Genomic DNA, 16,743 nt, shown 5'->3' with positions numbered 1-16,743 from the left:
GGAGACCGTTCCGTGCACGCCAGCATCACCGCCGCCTACCTCGCCCGGTACCGCTCCGCCGCCGCCGACTCCCCGGTGGAGCTGCTCCCGCTGACCGGCGCCCAGCGTCGGTTCCTGATCACGCGTCGACTCGCGCCGCTGACCCGCTCCGACGTCGCCCCACTGTTCTTCGCCTACCCGGGCGGCACTCTCGACCTGGCTCGGCTGGGCCGGGCCGCCGCCTCCGTCGCGGCCGGTCACCCGGCGCTGTGCGGCGCCTTCGCGATCGTGCGCGGCACGCCCGTCCTGCGCACCGGTGGCCCCTCGGTCGAGGTCGCCCGGATCCCCGTCGCCCCCGGCGGCAGCACCCACGCGGTGCTGCGCGAGGCGCTGCTGGACTGGCCCGTCGACGGGCCCGCGCTGCGCCTGCTGGTGGCCCGGGAGCCGGACGGCGGCGAGGAGTTGCTCGCCCTCGCGCTGGACCACGCGGCCTGCGACGAGCAGTCGCTCGGGGTGCTGGTCGGCGAGCTCACCGAGGCGTACCGGCGCGACGAGGAGCCCGCGCCCGGTCCCGCCGCGCAGGCCGTCGCCGACTTCCGGGAGGCCGTGGAGCTCCAGCTGGCCGCCGAGGAGTCCGCCGCCGGGCCGGCCGCCCAGGCCCACTGGGGGCGCCGGCTCGGCGGCATGGTCGGGGCGGGTGGCGGCGCCGCGACGGTCACCGGCATGCTCACCGAGCGGCTGCCCGCCGTCGAGGCGGCCGCCCGCAGCGCCGTCTTCCCCGCCCTGCTGGACGCCGTCGGCGCCGCCGCCCGTCGGCTGCACCGCGCGGACGGCCCGCTCGCGCTCGGCTACCCGTGGGGCGGCCGCCCGCCCGGGGCGCCCGCCGCGCTCGGGTGCTTCCTCAACACCCTGGTGCACGCCGTGCCGACGCAGCCCGCCACCGACCTGGAGGCGCTCTGCGACGACTGGTGGGACGACCTGGACCACGCCGGCACGCCGTTCGACGAGGTGGTCCGGGCCGCCCGCATCGCAGGGTCCCCCTGGTCGGGCGCGCTGGACGCGATGCTCACCTTCGAGGACCTCCAGCGCCGCCCGGCGCTGGTGCTCGGCGGGGTGCCCGGCCGGGAGGTCCACCTCGCGGGGCGTCCGCTCGCCGCTCCGATGGCCGTCTCCGCCTCCCACGGCGACGAGCTGACGGTGCGCCTGGCCTGGGACAGCGAGCGCTTCCCGGCCGCCGACGCCGAGGCCGCCTTCGCCGACCTGCTCGCAGTCCTGCGCCGCCACCTCTTTTAGGCCCGCTCCTCCCGGTCCACCGAGCCCGCGTCCTCCGAGCCCGCGTCCTCCGAGCCCGCGTCCTCCGGGCCCGCGTCCTCCGGGCCCGCTCCGGCTCCGGCCGCCCAAGTCCACCGTCCCCCGACGGTTCCGCTCCCCGAAGCCCCGGGCCGCACCCTCACCCCGGTGCCGCCCGCCCCCACCGGCCGCGCCCGGGACCACCCCACGCCCGCAACCGGCCACCGAAGTGCCGACACGCCCACCACACAAGGGAATCATCCATGTTCGCACTCTCTCCGTCGCAGGAGATCGTCTGGCTGCACGAGCAGATGCAGCCGGGCAGCCGCGCCTACAACTTCACCGGCGTCCTCGACCTGTGGGGCACCTTGGACCGGGACGCCCTGCACGCCGGGCTCGCCGCCACCCTGGCCCAGCACCCGGGCCTGCGGCTGGAGTTGGTGGCCCGCCCGGAGGGCCTGCCCGGCCAGCGGGTCGCCGAGGACTGCCCGCCGGAGCTGCGGCACAGCGACTACTCCGCCGAGGCCGACCCGGAGGCCGCGTTCCGCACGCTGCTCGCCGCCGAGGCCGAGGAGCCGCTGGACACCGAGCGGGCGCCGCTGCTGCGCTGGCACCTGGTCAAGCTCGCCGACGACCACCACCGGCTGATCCACGTCGAGCACCACCTCGTCCACGACGGCCACTCCTTCGCGATCTTCCTGCGCGACCTGTTCACCGTCTACCGCGCCCACGTCCTCGACCAGCCCTACGAGCTGGCCACCGCCCCCTCCTACGAGCAGCACGCCCGCACCGGGCCCGACCCGCAGGCCCGCGAGCGCGCCCTCGCCTTCTGGACCAAGGAGCTGGCCGACGCCCCGCGCGAGGTCACCCTGCCCGGACTGGCCCGGCCGGGCGTCGAGCGCCGCCACCGCGGCGGACAGCTGCGCCAGGCGATCGGCGCCGACCTCGCCGGGCGGCTGCGCGAGCGCAGCAAGGCCGACGGCCACACCCCGTTCAGCACCCTGCTCGCCCTGTTCGCCGAACTACTGCGCCGGCACAGCGGCCACCACGAGGTGACCGTCGGCACCGCCGTCGGCAACCGCCCGGAGGGCTTCGAGGGCACCGTCGGCATGTTCGTCAACACCGTGCCGCTGCGCCTTCGGCTGGACCCGTCCGCCTCCGGCACCGACGCGGTGGACGAGGTGACCGACGTCCTGATGCGCGCCCTGCCGTACCAGGACCTGCCGGTCCAGGAGCTCACCCGCCGCCTCGGGTTGCACACCAGCGGCGCCGACAACCCGTTGTTCAACGTGATGTTCAGCGCCCACGACGCCGCGCTGCCGGACGTCCAGGCGCCCGGCCTCGACGTCTCGCTGTACGAGGGCTTCAACACCGGCACCACCCGCTTCGACCTCGACCTGGTGCTGCTGCCGGACGACCGCCGGGTGGTCGGCGAGAAGCACGGCGCCGCCGGGATGACCCTGATCTGGGACTACGACGCCGACCTGTTCGGCGAGACCAGGGCGGTGCTGCTCTCCGAGCGCCTGTTGGAGCTGCTGCGCCGCTACCTGGACAGCCCCGGGACGGTGCTCGCCGAGCTGGCCCCCGCGCCCGAGGCCGAGCCGGCCGCCCCCGTCGCCCCGGTCGGGCTCGACCCGGCCGCCGCCCACGACCCGACCGCGCTCGCCCTGCTGGCCGGCGCCGAGCGCATCACCTACGGCGAACTCGACCGGCGCGTCGGCGAGTTGGTCGACCGGATGCGCGCCGCCGGGGTCACCGCCGGCCAGCCGGTGGCCGCCGTGCTGCCGCGCGGCACCGACAGCGTGGTCGCCCTGCTGGCCTGCCTGCGCCTCGGCGCCGTGCACGCGCCGCTGTCCACCGAGGACCCGGCCGCCCGGCTCGGCCTGCTGCTGGAGCGGCTCGCCCCCGCGCTCGTCCTCGCCACCCGGCAGAGCGCGCTCGCGCTGCCGGCCGAGGGCGTCACCCCGGCGCTGCTGGACGGCCCCGCCTTCCCGAAGGCCGAGCCCGCCGCCGCCCTGGAGGGTGGCGCGTACATCATCCACACCTCCGGCTCCACCGGTGTGCCCAAGCCCGTCCTGGTCGGCCGCGAGGCGCTCGCCGGGTACGTCGCCGCGATCGCCGCCCGCTACGAACTCACCGCCGCCGACCGGGTGCTGCTGTTCGCCCGGCCGTCCTTCGACGTGTCGCTGGAGGAGGTGCTGCCCGCCCTCGCGGTCGGCGCCGCGCTGGTGGTGCCGCAGCGCGAGGTGCCCACCGGGCCCGAGCTGGTCGCCGTGCTCGCCGCCCGCGGCGTCACTGTCGCCAACCTGCCCACCAGCTACCTGCTCGCCGTCCGCGAGGATCTGCGCGAGGCGCTGCGCGACGGCCGCTGGTCGCCGCGACTGCTCGTCCTCGGCGGCGAGCGGCTGCCCGCCCGGGCGCTGGCCGGGCTGACCGAGGCCACCACGGTGCTCAACGCCTACGGCGTCACCGAGGCCACCGTCACCTCCACCGTCCACCAGGTCACCGAGGCCGATGTCGCCGCGGACGGCGAGATCCCGCTCGGCGCCGAACTCGACGGCGTGCGCCTGCACGTGCTGGACGAGACGCTGCGCCCGCTCCCGTACGGCTGCGTCGGCGAACTCGCCGTCAGCGGCGGGCTGTTGGCGGAGGGGTACATCGGCCTGCCGGAGCCCACCGCGGCCCGGTTCGTCACCGTCCCCGCGCTCGGCGGCGCCCGGGTCTACCGCACCGGCGACCGCGGCTACCGCGACACCGAGGGCCGGCTGTGCTTCCTCGGCCGGGCCGACAACCAGATCAAGCTGCGCGGCCACCGGATCGAGCTGGAGGAGATCGAGGCCGCCGCCTCCGCCGAACTCGGCGGCCGCTCCTGCGCGGTGGTGCTGCACACCGACCCGCAGACCGGCCCCCGCCTGGTCGGCTTCCTGGAGGGCACCGAGCGCCCCGACCAGGCCGCGCTGCACGCCGCGCTCGCCCGCCGGCTGCCCGGCGGACTCGTCCCGGCGAGCTGGACTGCCGTCGAGGCGATGCCCACCCTGCCCGGCGGCAAGCCCGACCGCGCCGCCCTGGCCCGGCTGGTCCAGGAGGCCCCGGAGGAGCCGGAGAGCGCGCCCAGCACCTTCGACGATCCCGGCCAGGAGCTGATCGCCGCCGCCTGGCGCGAGGTCCTCGGCCACGACCGCTTCGGCGCGGACTCGCACTTCTTCGAGGTCGGCGGCCACTCGCTGCTCGCCGCCCAGCTGGCCGCCTTCCTGGAGCCGCACCTGGGCAGCCGCCCGCCGCTGCGCACCCTGTTCCGCCACGCGGTGCTGGCCGACCAGGCCCGCGTCCTCACGGGTGAGTCGAAGTGACGGCCCCCTCCGCTGTCCTGGAGGACGGCCACCGCGAGATCGTCGAGGCCTTCGAGAGCTTCATCCGCCGCGAACTCGTGCCGCTCGCCGCCGAGTTGCCCGAGACCGCCGACCAGGTCCCGACCGACCTGCGGGCCTACGTCCGCAAGCGCTCCGCCGCGCTCGGCTTCTACGCCGGCGACTACCCGGAGGAACTCGGCGGCTCCGACATGCCGTTCACCGCCGTCGTGCTGCTGCACCACGCCGCCGGGCGCAGCGGCTGCGTGCTCGCCCCGTACGCGCTGGCCGGCTCCGACGGGCCCAGCCCGCTGCTGCGGCACGGCACGCCCGAGCAGGTCGAGCAGCACCTCGTCCCGCTGGTGCGCGGCGAGCAGACCCGCTGCCTGGCGCTCACCGAGCCGCAGGCCGGCTCGGACGCCTTCCGCCTCACCACCGCCGCCGTGCGCACCGGCGACGGCTGGGTGCTGAACGGGCGCAAGACCTTCGTCAGCAACGCCGAACACGCCGGGATCGCCCTGGTGGTCGCCGCCACCGACCTCGGTGACGGCAAGGGCCCGAGCGCCGGGGCCACCGCCTTCGTGCTGCCGATGGACCAGCCCGGTCTGCGGATCGGCCAGCGCTACGAGGGAATGTCCGGCGAGCCGCTGTTCGAGCTGCTGCTCGACCAGGTCACCGTCGGCCCGGAGGCCGTGATCGGCGGCGAGGAGGGCATCGCCGCGGCCACCGCCCTGGCCATGGACAGCCTCTCCCGCGGCCGCCTGGTGGTCGCCGCGATGTGCAACGGCATCGCCGAGTACGCGCTGCGGGCCGGCGTGGAGTACGCCCGGGAGCGGCGCGCCTTCGGCAAGGTCATCGGCGAGTACCAGCACATCCAGGAGCACCTGGTGGCCACCCGCGCCGAGGTGGAGTGCTCCAAGCTGCTCACCCTCGCCTGCGCCCGGCTGGTCGACGAGGGCACCGAGTCGCCCGAGAACGCGGCGCTCGCCAAGCTGACCGCCTCCGAGACCGCCGTGCGCGCGGTGGACCGCTCGCTCCAGGTCCACGGCGCCACCGGCTGGGTGCGCGGCCACCCGCTGGAATTCCTGTACCGCTACGTCCGGATGACCACGATCATCGAGGGGACCTCCGAGGTCCAGAAGGTGATCATCGCTCGTTCCATGGGCCTGAACTGACGGTTTCTCGTACGTACTTGGAGACGATGATGGAATCCCTGAGCATCGGCTACGGCCGTCCCCACCAGGACGGCGCGGTCCTCGACCTGTTCACCGGCCAGGCGCAGCGCACCCCGCAGGCGCCGGCCCTGATCGACGGCCAGCACACCTACGACTACGCCGGACTCGACCGCCTCGCCGACACCGTGGCCACCGCGCTGCGCGGCAAGGTCGGCCCGGGCGACCTGGTCGGCGTCTGCCTGGGCCACTCGGCGGCGCTGGTCGCCGTCACCCTCGGCATAGCCAAGCTGGGCGCCGTCCACCTGCCGCTCGGCCCGCGCCCCGGCGAGAAGCGGCTGCAGGCCGTCGCCGAGCAGCTGCGCCCGGTCTGCCTGGTCGGCGAGCCCGCCGTGCTGCCGCCCGGCGGCGAGCGGCTGGCCCTGGACCTGCCCACCGCGGACCAGCCCGGGGCCGGCGTGGTCGCCGCCCTGACGCCCGGCGGGCAGGTCAGCGTGCCCGTCGGCACCCACTACGCCGTCCTCACCTCCGGCTCCACCGGCACCCCCAAGGCCGTCGCCGTCACCGAGCCGGCCCTCGGCGCGCTGCTGCACTGGTACCGGGAGCTGACCGGCCTCGGCCCCGGCGAGCGGCACAGCCTGCTGATCGGGGTGGCCTTCGACCCGCACGTCATGGAGCTGTGGGCCACCCTCACCTCCGGCGCCGCGCTGGTGGTCGCCCCCGAGGCCGTCCGCTGGGACTCCGGTGCGCTCACCGACTGGCTGGGCGAGGCCGGCATCACCACCGCCCTGCTGCCCACCCCGCTGGCCGAGCCGATCCTCAACCGGCCCTGGCCGGCCGGGCTGGCGGCCCTGCGCCACCTGGTGATCGGCGGCGACCGGCTGCGCCGTGCCCCCGGGCCGGAGGTCACCGCGACCGTCCACAACGCCTACGGCCCCGCCGAGGCCACCGTCGCCACCACCGTGCACACCATGGCACCCGGCGGCGACCACGGCGCCGGCGCGCCGCCGATCGGCCTGCCGATCCCCGGCGCCGTCCTGCTGGTCACCGACGAGCAGGGCCGCCCGGTGCCCAGAGGCACGGCCGGCGAGCTGCGGATCGGCGGCCGGGGCCTGGCCGCCGGGTACCTCGACCCCGAGCTGACCGCCCGCCGCTTCGTCCAGGTGCCGCCCGGCGTGGACGGCACCGACCGGGTCTACCGCACCGGCGACCGGGTGGTGATGCGCGCCGACGGCGTGCTGGAGTTCCACGGGCGCCTGGACGACCAGGTCAAGGTCAGCGGGGTGCGGATCGAACCCGCCGAGGTCGAGGCCGCCTTCGAGCGCGACCCCCGGGTGCGCCGCGCCGTGGTCGCCGCCGAGACGGCGGAGACCGGCGTCCGGCTGCTCGCCTTCGTGCAGACCGGGACGGACACCGAGCCCGGCAGCCTGCTGGAGGCCGTCCGGCCCTGGCTGCCCGAGCAGGCCGTGCCCTCGGCGGTCCGGCTGGTCGACACCTTCCCGCTGGACGCCAACGGCAAGGTGGACCGCGCGGCGCTGCTCGCCGCCGAGCCGCCCGCCCCGGAGGCCGTCGGCGAGGAGGGTGAGACCCCGGTCGAGCGCACCGTGCTGAAGCTCTGCCGGGAGCTGATCGGCCGCGCCGACCTCGGCCCGGGCGACAACTTCCTCGCCGCGGGCGGCAACTCGCTCGCCGCCGCCCGACTGCTGGAGTCCCTGGAGGGGGAGTACGGCGTGCGGCTGCGCGCCCCCCTGCTGCTGCGCCAGCCCGACCTGCGGGCGGTCGCGCGGCTGGTGGAGGAGCGGATGCCCAGCGCGTCCCTCGCGTAGCGGCCCGTACTCCGTGTGCGGGGCGGCCCGCACCCCGGGTACGGGCCGCCCCGGCGGGGCCCGGGCGTTGCCGCCGTGCACCGCGGCAGAGGTCGCCGTCGACCCGTCCGGCCCCGCCCCGCCGTACCTCCTGTCCTGAACAGCGGCGCCCCGGCCTCACCGCCGGGGCGCCCGGAAGGGAACCCGTCATGACGCCCGCCCGCCCCACCCTCCCCGCCCTGGTCGCCCGGCAGGCCGAGCAGCACCCGACCGCGCTCGCCCTGACCGACGGCGACACCTACCTCACCTACCGCGAACTCCTCGACGCCTCCGGCCGGTTGGCCGCCGTCCTGGCCGCCCGCGGGATCGGCCCCGGCAGCGCCGTCGGCCTGCTGTGCGCCCGCTCCGCCAGGTTCGCCGTGGCCCAACTCGCCGTCTGGCGGGCCGGCGCCCTCGTCGTCCCGCTCGACCCGGCCTACCCCCGCCCGCGCATCGCCGAAATGACCGGGGACGCGGACGTACGGCTCGTCCTCGGCGACAAGGCGCTGCTCGCCGACGCCGGACTGCCCGCCGAACGCACCCTGGTGCTCACCGAGCGCGGCACCGAGGAGACCGGGGCGGCGGCGCCCGACGCCTCCGAGCCGGACGCGCCCGCGCTGCTCTACTACACCTCCGGCTCCACCGGTCGCCCCAAGGGCGTGCTCGTCCCGCACCGCGCCGTCGCCGAACTGGTCACCGCCCCCGACGGCCTCGCCCTCGGCCCGCGCGACCGGGTGCTCTTCCACTCCACCCCCTCCTTCGACGCCGCCACCTTCGAACTCTGGGCCCCGCTCGCCCGCGGCGCGGCCGCCGCCGTCTCCCAGGCCGAGCGGCCCAGCGCCGAGGAGCTCGTCCGCGACATCGAGCGGTTCGGCGCCACCACCGCCTTCATCACCACCGCGCTCTTCCACCACCTGGCCGCCAAGCAGTCCCGGATCTTCGGCGTGCTGCGCACCCTGGCCGTCGGCGGCGAGGCGCTCGCCCCCGAGTACGCCGGGGCGGTGCTGCGGGCCTTCCCCTGGCTGGAGCTGTACAACGTCTACGGGCCCACCGAGGCCACCACCTTCACCACCGCGCACCGGATCACCCCGGCCGACTGCGAGGGCGGCCCCGTCCCGATCGGGCGGCCCTTCGGCGGCGCCCGCGCCCTCGTCCTGGACGAGCGGCTCGCGCCGGTCGAGCCCGGCACCGTCGGCGAACTCTGGATCGGCGGCGGACGGCTCGCCCAGGGCTACCTCAACCGGCCCGAGCTGACCGCCGAGCGCTTCCGGGACCTCCCGGGCAGCGGCCGCGCCTACCGCAGCGGCGACCTGGTGCGCCAACGCGCCGACGGCGCACTGGAGTTCCACGGCCGCACCGACGACCAGGTCAAGGTCCGGGGTTTCCGGATCGAGCCCGGCGAGGTCGAGCAGGCACTGCTGCGGTTCGCCGAGGTCGCCGAGGCGGCCGTGGTGGTCCGCCGGGCCGGACAGCCCGACGCCGCGCTCACCGCCTGCGTCGTCCTCGCCGAGGGCGCCGGGGTGGCCGTCGAGACCCTGCGCACCCGGCTCGGCGAACGGCTGCCCGCCCACCTGGTGCCCACCGCCTGGGCCGTCCTCGCCGAGCTGCCGCTCACCGGCAGCGGCAAGGTCGACCGGCGGGCGCTCGCCACCGCCCCGGACCCCTCGGCGGACCGCGCGACGACCGAGGCCGAACTCACCCCGATCCAGAAGGTCGTCGCCGAGGCCTGGAGCCGCGCCCTGGAACGCCCGATCACCGACCCGGCCGCCGACTTCCTCGCCGAGGGCGGCCACTCGCTGCTCGCCATGTGGGTCGTCGACGACCTGGCCGGGGAGTTCGGCATCGACCTGTCCCTGGCCGACTTCCTCGGCCACCCCACCGTGGCCGGCCAGGCCGAACTGCTAGAGCGCGCCCTGCGGGCCGCCGACGACACCCCGGGAGCACCCCAGCGATGACCAGCGACCAGAACGACCTGCTCCGCCGCGCCCGCAACCGCCGCACCACCGCCGCCGCCACACCGGAGCACCCGACGGCCGCCGACACCGGCCCGGCCCCGCTCTCCCACGCCCAGCAGCGGATGTGGCTGATGGACCACCTCGGCCAGGGCGGCGCCCTCTACAACGTCCCGATCGCCACCCGGCTGCGCGGACCGCTCGACCGGGAGGCCCTGGCCACCGCGCTCACCGGCCTCACCGAGCGGCACGCCGTGCTGCGCACCCGCTACCCGCGCCGGGGCGAGCAGCCCTACCAGCACATCGAGCCGGCCGGACCGGTGCCGCTGGCCGTCGTGGACACCTCCGCCGACGGCACGGAGCAGCTGGCGGCTGAGGCCGCCCGCCCGTTCGACCTCACCGACGGGCCGGTGCTGCGCGCTCTGCTGCTGCGGCACGCGCCCGAGGACCACACCCTGCTGCTGACGATTCATCACATCGCTGTCGACGGTGGCTCGTTGCCCGTCCTCGCCGCCGACCTCGCCGAGCTGTACGCCGCCGCCCGCGACGGCGTCGAGCCCCGACTACCGCAGCCCGGCCTGCCGTACGCCGAGTACGCCCGTCAGGAGCGCGCCCGGGGCGCCGAACTCACCGCCGCCGCCGACGCCCTCGCCGGCCAGCTGGCCGGCGCCCGGCCGCTGTCGCTGCTGCGGCCCGTCGCCCCCGGCGCCCGCGACCGCCGCGCCGGGCTGCACGCCGTACCGCTCGACGCCGCCACCGTCGAGGGCCTGCGGCAGCTCGGCGCCCGGCACGGCGCCACCCTGTTCGCCGTCGTCCTCGCCGCCGCCTTCGCCACCCTGCGCACCGCTGCCGGGCAGGACGACCTCACCCTCGGCTGCGCCAGCGGCCACCGCGCCCGGCCCGAGCTGCGCCGCACCGTCGGCCTGGGCGTCAACACCCTCGCGGTGCGGGCCGAACTGGCCGGGGAGGAGTCCTTCGCCGAGGCGCTCGCCCTGGTGCGCGGCGCCCTGCTGGAGGCCCAGCAGCACCACCAGGTGCCCTTCGACCTGGTGGTCGAGCGGCTCGGCGCGGCGGCCCGCGGCGCCGACGGCACCCCGCTGCTCTCGGTCAGCTGCGACCTGGTCCAGCCCGCCGCCCCGCTGACGCTGCCCGGCCTCGACGCCGAGAACGTCGAACTCGACCTGGAACTCGCCAAGTTCGACCTCACCCTGGTGCTGGAGGAGGGCCCCCGGCCGCGCTGCCTGATCCAGCACGACCAGGCGGCGCTGGACGAGGCCACCGCCGCCCGGCTGGCCGAGGCCTTCGCCGCCGTGCTCCGGGCCGTGGCCGAGGGCGAGGGCGAGGACCGTCCGCTCGCCGAACTGCCCGGCGAACTCCTGGTCTCCACCGTCCGGCACCCGGTGCTGGCGGCGCTGTCGGCCGCCCCCGGGGTTGCCGACGCGGCCGTGGTCGAGACCGCCGACGGCCCGCCGCTCGCCTACGCGGTGGTGCGCGGCCCGGTCGCCCCCAGTGGCACCGACCTGCGCTCGCTGCTCCGGCGCTCCGTCGCGGCAGCCGAACTGCCGCTGGCCGTCACCCTGTTGGACCGGATCCCGCGCGGCTCGGACGGCGCCGTCGACCGCGACCGGCTGCCCGGGGCCGCTCCCGCCCCGGCGCCCACCGCCGATGACCGGCCCGGCCCGCTCGAACTGGTCCGCGCCACCTTCGGCGACCTGCTCGGCAGCGTCCCGCCCGCCGACGGCGACTTCTTCGCCCTCGGCGGCCACTCGCTGGTCGCCGTCCAGCTCGCCGAACGCCTGCGCACCCGGCTCGGAGTGCCGCTCACCGGCCTCGACGTCCTGGAACACCGCACCCCGCGCGCCCTCGCCGCCCTGCTCGCCGCCCGCGAGGAGGAGCGCCGCTCCGCTCTCACCCGCACCGGCGCCCGGCCGAGCGGCGAGCCCCGCACCGGTACCGTGCTGCTCACCGGCGCCACCGGCGGCGTCGGCGCCGCCGTCCTGCAGGAGCTGATGGCCCAGGGCCGGCCGGTACGCGTCCTGGTCCGCCCGGAGTCGGCCCACCTGCCGGCCCTGCACGGTGCCGAGATCGCCGAGGGCGACCTCGGAGACCCGGACAGCCTCCAGCGCGCCGTCAAGGGCGTGGACGCCGTCATCCACTCCGCCTGCACCTTCACCGAGCACGAGACCGACGTCGCCGCGATGCGCGCCCTGCTGGACGGCTGGTCCGGCGGCCCGTTCGTCTTCGTCAGCAGCATCGACGCCTACGGGCGCCCGGCCGGCACCGAGGTCGCCGAGGGCGGCCCCAGCGGCGCACCGGTCTCCCCGTACGGGCAGGCCAAGCTCGACTGCGAGCGGATGCTGTTCGAGACCGCCCAAGCCACCGGCCGCGGCCCGGCCACCGTGGTGCGCGCCCCGATCGTCTGGGGGCCGCACCACCGCCTGCGCGACCAGCTGCGCTGGGGCTCCACCGGCGACCTCTACCAGGCCGCGCTGGCCGGCCGGCCGATCGTCCTGCCGGCTGGCGACCAGGGCGAGTGGAACGGCGCCGCCTGGGTGCACTCCGCCGCCCTGGCCCGCGCCCTCGCCGCCTGCGCCCTGCCCGACGGCCCCGCCGCCGGCCGGATCGTCAACGCGATCACCGGGCACGTGTCCTGGGCGGAGTTCGGCACCGAGCTGATCCGACTGCTCGGCACGGCCGGCACGGTGGAGCACCGCCCCGACGCCGACCCGCAGCTGCGGCGCCCGTGGCACTACCGGGCCGAGACCCTGGCCGCCGCGCTGCGGCCGGAGCCGGGGGAGGACTGGCGCAGCGTGCTGGCCGCCATGGTGGGCTGACGGCTCCTGACGACGGGCGGAGGTGCTCGGTGCTCCTCCGCCCGGTCCCGCCGGGTGAGTCGGCCCGGATGCGTCCCTCGGTCGTCCACGAGCCGCCGGCGCGCGGCCGGCGCGCCCGTGTCCGGGCGGAGGCCTCCGGGCGCCGTCCCCGGCCTCAGCCGATGTGGACCACCCGGGCCCAGCCCGGCGGCGTGTCCGGCCGGTACTCGCTGTTGTTCTCGTTGTACCGGGCCGGCCGCCGGAACAGCCCCACCACCGTGCGGCAGGACGGCGGGACGGCCGGCCACGGCGTCTGCCCGTCGGTCAGCACCACCACGACGTCCGGCTGCGGCCTGGTCCGCAGCGCCGCCGCGAAGCCCGTCCGCAGGTCGGTGCCCCCGCCGCCGACCAGCGGGATGCCGGCCGCCCGGCAGAGCGCGGTGGCCGTCTGGAGGGCCGCGTCGCAGGACAGCACGGTGACCAGGTCGTGCCGCCCGCCGACCGCCCGCCCGATCGCGGCGACCTCCAGCAGCGCGCTGCCCAGCTCCTGGTCGGAGACCGAACCCGAGGTGTCGATCACCACCGAGACCCGGGGCGGACGCCGCCGCAGGCTCGGCAGCACCACACCGGGGAGCCCGACCGAGCGGCGGGCCGGGCGGCCGTAGCTGTAGTCGCCGCCCGCGCCCGGCCCGGACACCGCCGAGCGCAAAGCCGCACCCAGCAACTGCCGCCACGGCTGCGGCGGGTGGAACACCTCCTCGGCCCAGCGCCGCCAGCCCGCCGGGGCGTTCCCCGGGCGGCCCCGGATGCCCTCGGCGACCCGGAAGCGCACGGCGTCCTGCTCCTGGGCGGTCAGTCCGTGGGCACCGTCCGGGCCCAGCTCCCAGGGGCGGTCCACGCCGTCGGCGCCGCTGCCGCAGTCCAGCCAGGCCAGGTTCAAGCGGCGCAGGTCGAAGCCGAAGCCGCGGACGTAGTCCTCCATCAGCTCGCCCGCCGGCAGGTCGAGCAGCGCCGGCGTCAGCGCGCCGGCCGGCGTGACCAGGCCGTCCCCGAAGGCGTCGTCGTTGATCTCGCAGTCGGCGGCGATGTTCATCCGCAGCCGGTCCGCGGAGCCCGTCAGCCCGAGTTCGCCGGCCAGGCGGTCGCTGCGGCCGTGGTGGTCGCGCAGCAGGTGCGAGACCTCGTGCACCCAGACCGAGGCGAGGTCCTCCACCGGGGTGCGCTCGACGAAGCCGGGCGAGGCGTAGCAGCGCCAGTGGCGGTCCACGGCCATCGTCGGCACCTGCCGGGACTCCACCAGGTGCAGGGCGAACAGGGCCGTCGCCAGGTAGGGACGGGCCCGGACGGCCTGCAGCCGGGCGGCGTACAGCTTGCCGAGGTCCAGTGGGCGGGCGTCCGGTGGGCGGAGACCCGGTGGGCGGAGGGCCGGCGGGGCGGAGGCCGCTGCGCCCGGTCGGCGGGCGGTCAGCGCTCTGCCACGCCTGCCGACGTCCAGCGGGGTGGGGGCGGGCCGGGCGCTCCAGCCGGTGTCCGGCGGCGTGCCGCCCGCGCTCATCGGACCGTCACGTCGGTCCGGGCGGCGACGCGCACCGCGGCGCGGTCGGCCCGCCGGGACAGCGCCACCGTCGAGGCCAGGTGCTCGATCGCCGCCGGGACCTCCCAGTCCTCCCGGCGCAGCGAGGCCAGCGTGGTGGCCGGGACGACCAGCACGTCCGGTGCGCCGGTCGCCATCGCCCGCACCAGCAGCGCCCAGGCCGCGTCCCAGCGCGCCCGCTCCGGCCGGTTGCGCACCGCGGCCACCACCCCGTCCAGCACCACCTGGCGAAGGTCCCCGCGCTCGGGCAGCACCGCGTGCGCAGGGTCGGCGAGCAGCTGCTCCGGGTCCGGCAGGTCCATCCGGTCCATGCTCGCCATCAGCTCCAGCCCGGGGCCGTCCCCGACCGTGCCCCGGACCAGCAGCGACAGCACCTCCCGGGAGGAGCCGGCCGCGGTGGCGAAGGCGATCAGCCGCAGCGTCATGTCCCAGCTGCGCGGGGACGGCCAGGCCCCGCCCCGCTTGGTCTCGGTGGTGGGCATCCGGTGCACCAACTCCGGTCGAACGGTCAGCAGTTCGCAGACCGCCCGGCGGGCGAGCGCGACCGCGCCGGTCAGCTCCGCCGGATCGAGCCGCGGAAGGGTGGCGACCGGCCACACCCCGCCGAGCCCGCGCACCACCACCTCGTGGTCGTGCACCCACTGCAGATGGACGAACCGGTTCGCCAGCGGTGGGCTCAGCTCCCACCCGTCGGCCGCCGAGGAGCGCGGGTTCGCCGCGGCCACGATCCTGACGCCCGGCGGCAGTTGGAGCGCGCCGATGCGCCGCTCCAGGACCAGCCGGAGCAGCGCGGCCTGGACGGCGGGCGGCGCGGTGGACAGCTCGTCCAGGAACAGCAGCCCGCGGCCGGCCCGGACCAGCCGCACCGCCCAGTCCGGCGGGGCCAGCGGGACGCCCTGCTGCGCCGGGTCGTCGCCGACGATGGGCAGACCGGAGAAGTCCGAGGGCTCGTGGACGCTGGCGATGACGGTGGTCAGCGGCAGCTCCAGGGCCTCGGCGAGCTGGTTGAGGGCGGCGGTCTTGCCGATGCCGGGCTCGCCCCAGAGCAGCACCGGCAGGTCGGCGGCCACGGCGAGGGTGAGCGCCTCCAGTTGGTCGTCGGCGCGGGGCTCGGTGCGGGTGTCGCCGAGCAGGTCGAGCAGGTGGCGGGCGACGTCGAGCCGGGCGTGGGTGGGCGTGGGCACCGGTGCGGACGTGGGCATGGGCATGGTCGTGGGCATGGGGGATCACCTTGGGAGGTCGGAGGAAGTCAGTGGGTTCCGCGCGGGTCTTCGCGCGCTTCAGCGGGTGGCGAGGCGGGGCGGCCGCGGGAACGGGTAGCCGCGGCGTTGGTACCGGGACCGGCCGAACCGGTAGAGCTCGTAGGAGGTCATGGCCTCCACGGCCCTGGCCCGCCGGTCGAGGGTCAGGCCGGACCGGTAGAGGCCGTAGGCGACCCGGCGTTCCGCCGCCGCCGCGAGCTCGTCCCGCAGCGGGCCGTCGCGCAGCGCCGCACGGGGGCCGAGCAGGCCCTCCAGCACGGCCAGCGCCCCGGCGGTGTCGCCGTGGTTCAACCGCTCGCGCACACCGGCCAGTTCGGCCGGCTCGCGGTGCGCCTGGTCGATCGCTCGCAGACAGGGCAAGGGGGTGCCGGACAGCGCGACCAGCAGCTCCTCGCGGCGCAGTTGGGCCGGGTCGTGGTCGATCGCGGTGAGCTTCCCGTCGATCACCGCGATCCGGTGCCGGGCGCCGCGACACTCCACCACCCGGTGCCCGGGCGGTGGTTGGGGCTGTGCTTCGGCCCGGTGCCCGGGCGCCAGCGCGGCCGCGACCAGCGGATGCAGCCGGTCCGGCGTGATCGCCCCGCTGCGCAGCAGGTCGACGTCGGGCGGCACCCAGGTCGCCGCGTCCGGCAGCAGCGGCAGCGCCCGGACGTCCCCGGTGGCGTCCTCGACGCTGGTGCTGGTGCTGGTGCTGGTGCTGGTGCTGGTGCCGGTGCCGGTGCCGGGCCGGAGCACCAGCCGTCGGTGCCGCCCGAGCCGTACCGCGACGGGCCCCGGGGGGAGTCCCTCGGCGCGCAGCAGCAGTTCGGCCTCGGCGGCCCAGCGGTCGACGGCGAGGCGCAGGCCGCGCGGGCCGACTCCCGTGACCGGCAGGCCGGTTGGTGGATCGGCTGCGCAGTCCGGCAGGCCGGTCAGCGGATCGGCCGCGGCCCGCAGCGCCAACTCACCGCTGCGATCCGCGTCCCACAGGTGCCGGTGCAGGTCGAGCCGGTAGCGGCGGCTGGGGCGCGGACGGGGGTGCGGGGCGGATCCGGGCCCAGGCCCGGAGTTGGGGTCGGAGCTCGGGTCCGAGCCGTCCCAGAGCGCCAGGCTGATCCGCTGTCCGTACTCCGCCCAGGCGGGCGGCGTGCGGACCACCAGGTGCACCGGCCGCTCGGCCGGGTAGCGGGCCAGCGGTACGGTCAGCCCGGCGCGCAGCAGTCCGTCGGGTGCGGTTCTGGGCAGGTGCCAGCGCAGCAGGTCCGGTGCCAGTCGGCGCAGGTCCTCGCGTACCCGGTCGGCCAGTTGCCGACCATGGGTGCGCGAGACGTCCCGCAGCCGGAAGTCCACCTCGACGTTGGCGGCGGCGCAGGCCCCGGCCCAGTCGCCGGCCAGTCGGCGCGCGGTGGCGGTTTCGATCATGGAGGGCGGCACGGCGTACTCGCGTACGCGCCGCCAGAAGGAGAAGCGGGAGTCGTCCTCGTTCGCGGTGTGAGTGAGCATCAGCACTC

9 protein-coding genes are annotated in these 16,743 nt (G+C 76.8%); 6 read left to right on the top strand and 3 right to left on the bottom strand.

Translation table 11 applies throughout. The annotated features are described in order from the left end of the window. The first annotated feature begins 12 nt into the window (after positions 1–12). From ACFWIS_RS28410 to ACFWIS_RS28385, 6 genes are all read left to right on the top strand, one after another. Positions 13–1,272 carry a non-ribosomal peptide synthetase gene (locus ACFWIS_RS28410; protein WP_380458271.1) on the top strand — a complete coding sequence of 420 codons (1,260 nt, stop codon included), beginning with the start codon at positions 13–15 and terminating at the stop codon, positions 1,270–1,272. A 260-nt stretch (positions 1,273–1,532) separates the two neighbouring features. Continuing rightward, positions 1,533–4,619, top strand: coding sequence for an amino acid adenylation domain-containing protein (locus tag ACFWIS_RS28405; RefSeq protein WP_380458273.1), 3,087 nt, complete (start codon positions 1,533–1,535; stop codon positions 4,617–4,619). After that, positions 4,616–5,791: an acyl-CoA dehydrogenase family protein gene (locus ACFWIS_RS28400; protein ID WP_380458275.1), complete on the top strand. Its 1,176-nt coding sequence runs from the start codon at positions 4,616–4,618 to the stop codon at positions 5,789–5,791. Before ACFWIS_RS28405 ends, ACFWIS_RS28400 begins: the two co-directional genes overlap by 4 nt. Positions 5,792–5,820: 29 nt before the next feature. Further along, complete coding sequence (locus tag ACFWIS_RS28395; RefSeq protein WP_380458277.1) at positions 5,821–7,614, top strand: non-ribosomal peptide synthetase; 1,794 nt, start codon at positions 5,821–5,823, stop codon at positions 7,612–7,614. A 188-nt stretch (positions 7,615–7,802) separates the two neighbouring features. Beyond that, positions 7,803–9,587, top strand: a complete 1,785-nt coding sequence (locus ACFWIS_RS28390; RefSeq protein ID WP_380458279.1) for a non-ribosomal peptide synthetase — start codon at positions 7,803–7,805, stop codon at positions 9,585–9,587. Further along, complete coding sequence (locus ACFWIS_RS28385; RefSeq protein ID WP_380458281.1) at positions 9,584–12,418, top strand: condensation domain-containing protein; 2,835 nt, start codon at positions 9,584–9,586, stop codon at positions 12,416–12,418. Before ACFWIS_RS28390 ends, ACFWIS_RS28385 begins: the two co-directional genes overlap by 4 nt. A 154-nt stretch (positions 12,419–12,572) precedes the next feature. On the opposite strand, the gene ACFWIS_RS28380 is transcribed toward ACFWIS_RS28385, so the two are convergent. The 3 genes from ACFWIS_RS28380 to ACFWIS_RS28370 form a co-directional block, all read right to left on the bottom strand. Then, complete coding sequence (locus ACFWIS_RS28380) at positions 12,573–13,952, bottom strand: VWA-like domain-containing protein (protein WP_380458283.1); 1,380 nt, start codon at positions 13,950–13,952, stop codon at positions 12,573–12,575. Then, positions 13,949–15,193, bottom strand: a complete 1,245-nt coding sequence (locus tag ACFWIS_RS28375) for an AAA family ATPase (RefSeq protein ID WP_380458316.1) — start codon at positions 15,191–15,193, stop codon at positions 13,949–13,951. The genes ACFWIS_RS28380 and ACFWIS_RS28375 overlap by 4 nt, the downstream gene beginning before the upstream one ends. Before the next feature lie 78 nt (positions 15,194–15,271). After that, positions 15,272–16,735, bottom strand: coding sequence for a hypothetical protein (locus tag ACFWIS_RS28370; RefSeq protein ID WP_380458285.1), 1,464 nt, complete (start codon positions 16,733–16,735; stop codon positions 15,272–15,274). Between the last annotated feature and the right edge of the window lie 8 nt (positions 16,736–16,743).

Source organism: Kitasatospora sp. NPDC127060 (genome assembly GCF_042724935.1).
Lineage (GTDB): Bacteria > Actinomycetota > Actinomycetes > Streptomycetales > Streptomycetaceae > Kitasatospora.
The sequence above is the reverse complement of the archived record's forward strand: the minus strand, read 5'-3'. Positions and strand labels throughout refer to the sequence as shown.

Excerpts from the sequence above, each read along its gene's own strand:
- ACFWIS_RS28405 (WP_380458273.1), top strand. The coding sequence starts at position 1,533 with ATGTTCGCACTCTCTCCGTCGCAGGAGATCGTCTGGCTGCACGAGCAG.
- ACFWIS_RS28375 (WP_380458316.1), bottom strand. The coding sequence starts at position 15,193 with ATGCCCACGTCCGCACCGGTGCCCACGCCCACCCACGCCCGGCTCGAC.
- ACFWIS_RS28370 (WP_380458285.1), bottom strand. The coding sequence starts at position 16,735 with ATGCTCACTCACACCGCGAACGAGGACGACTCCCGCTTCTCCTTCTGG.
- ACFWIS_RS28390 (WP_380458279.1), top strand. The coding sequence starts at position 7,803 with ATGACGCCCGCCCGCCCCACCCTCCCCGCCCTGGTCGCCCGGCAGGCC.
- ACFWIS_RS28385 (WP_380458281.1), top strand. The coding sequence starts at position 9,584 with ATGACCAGCGACCAGAACGACCTGCTCCGCCGCGCCCGCAACCGCCGC.
- ACFWIS_RS28395 (WP_380458277.1), top strand. The coding sequence starts at position 5,821 with ATGGAATCCCTGAGCATCGGCTACGGCCGTCCCCACCAGGACGGCGCG.
- ACFWIS_RS28380 (WP_380458283.1), bottom strand. The coding sequence starts at position 13,952 with ATGAGCGCGGGCGGCACGCCGCCGGACACCGGCTGGAGCGCCCGGCCC.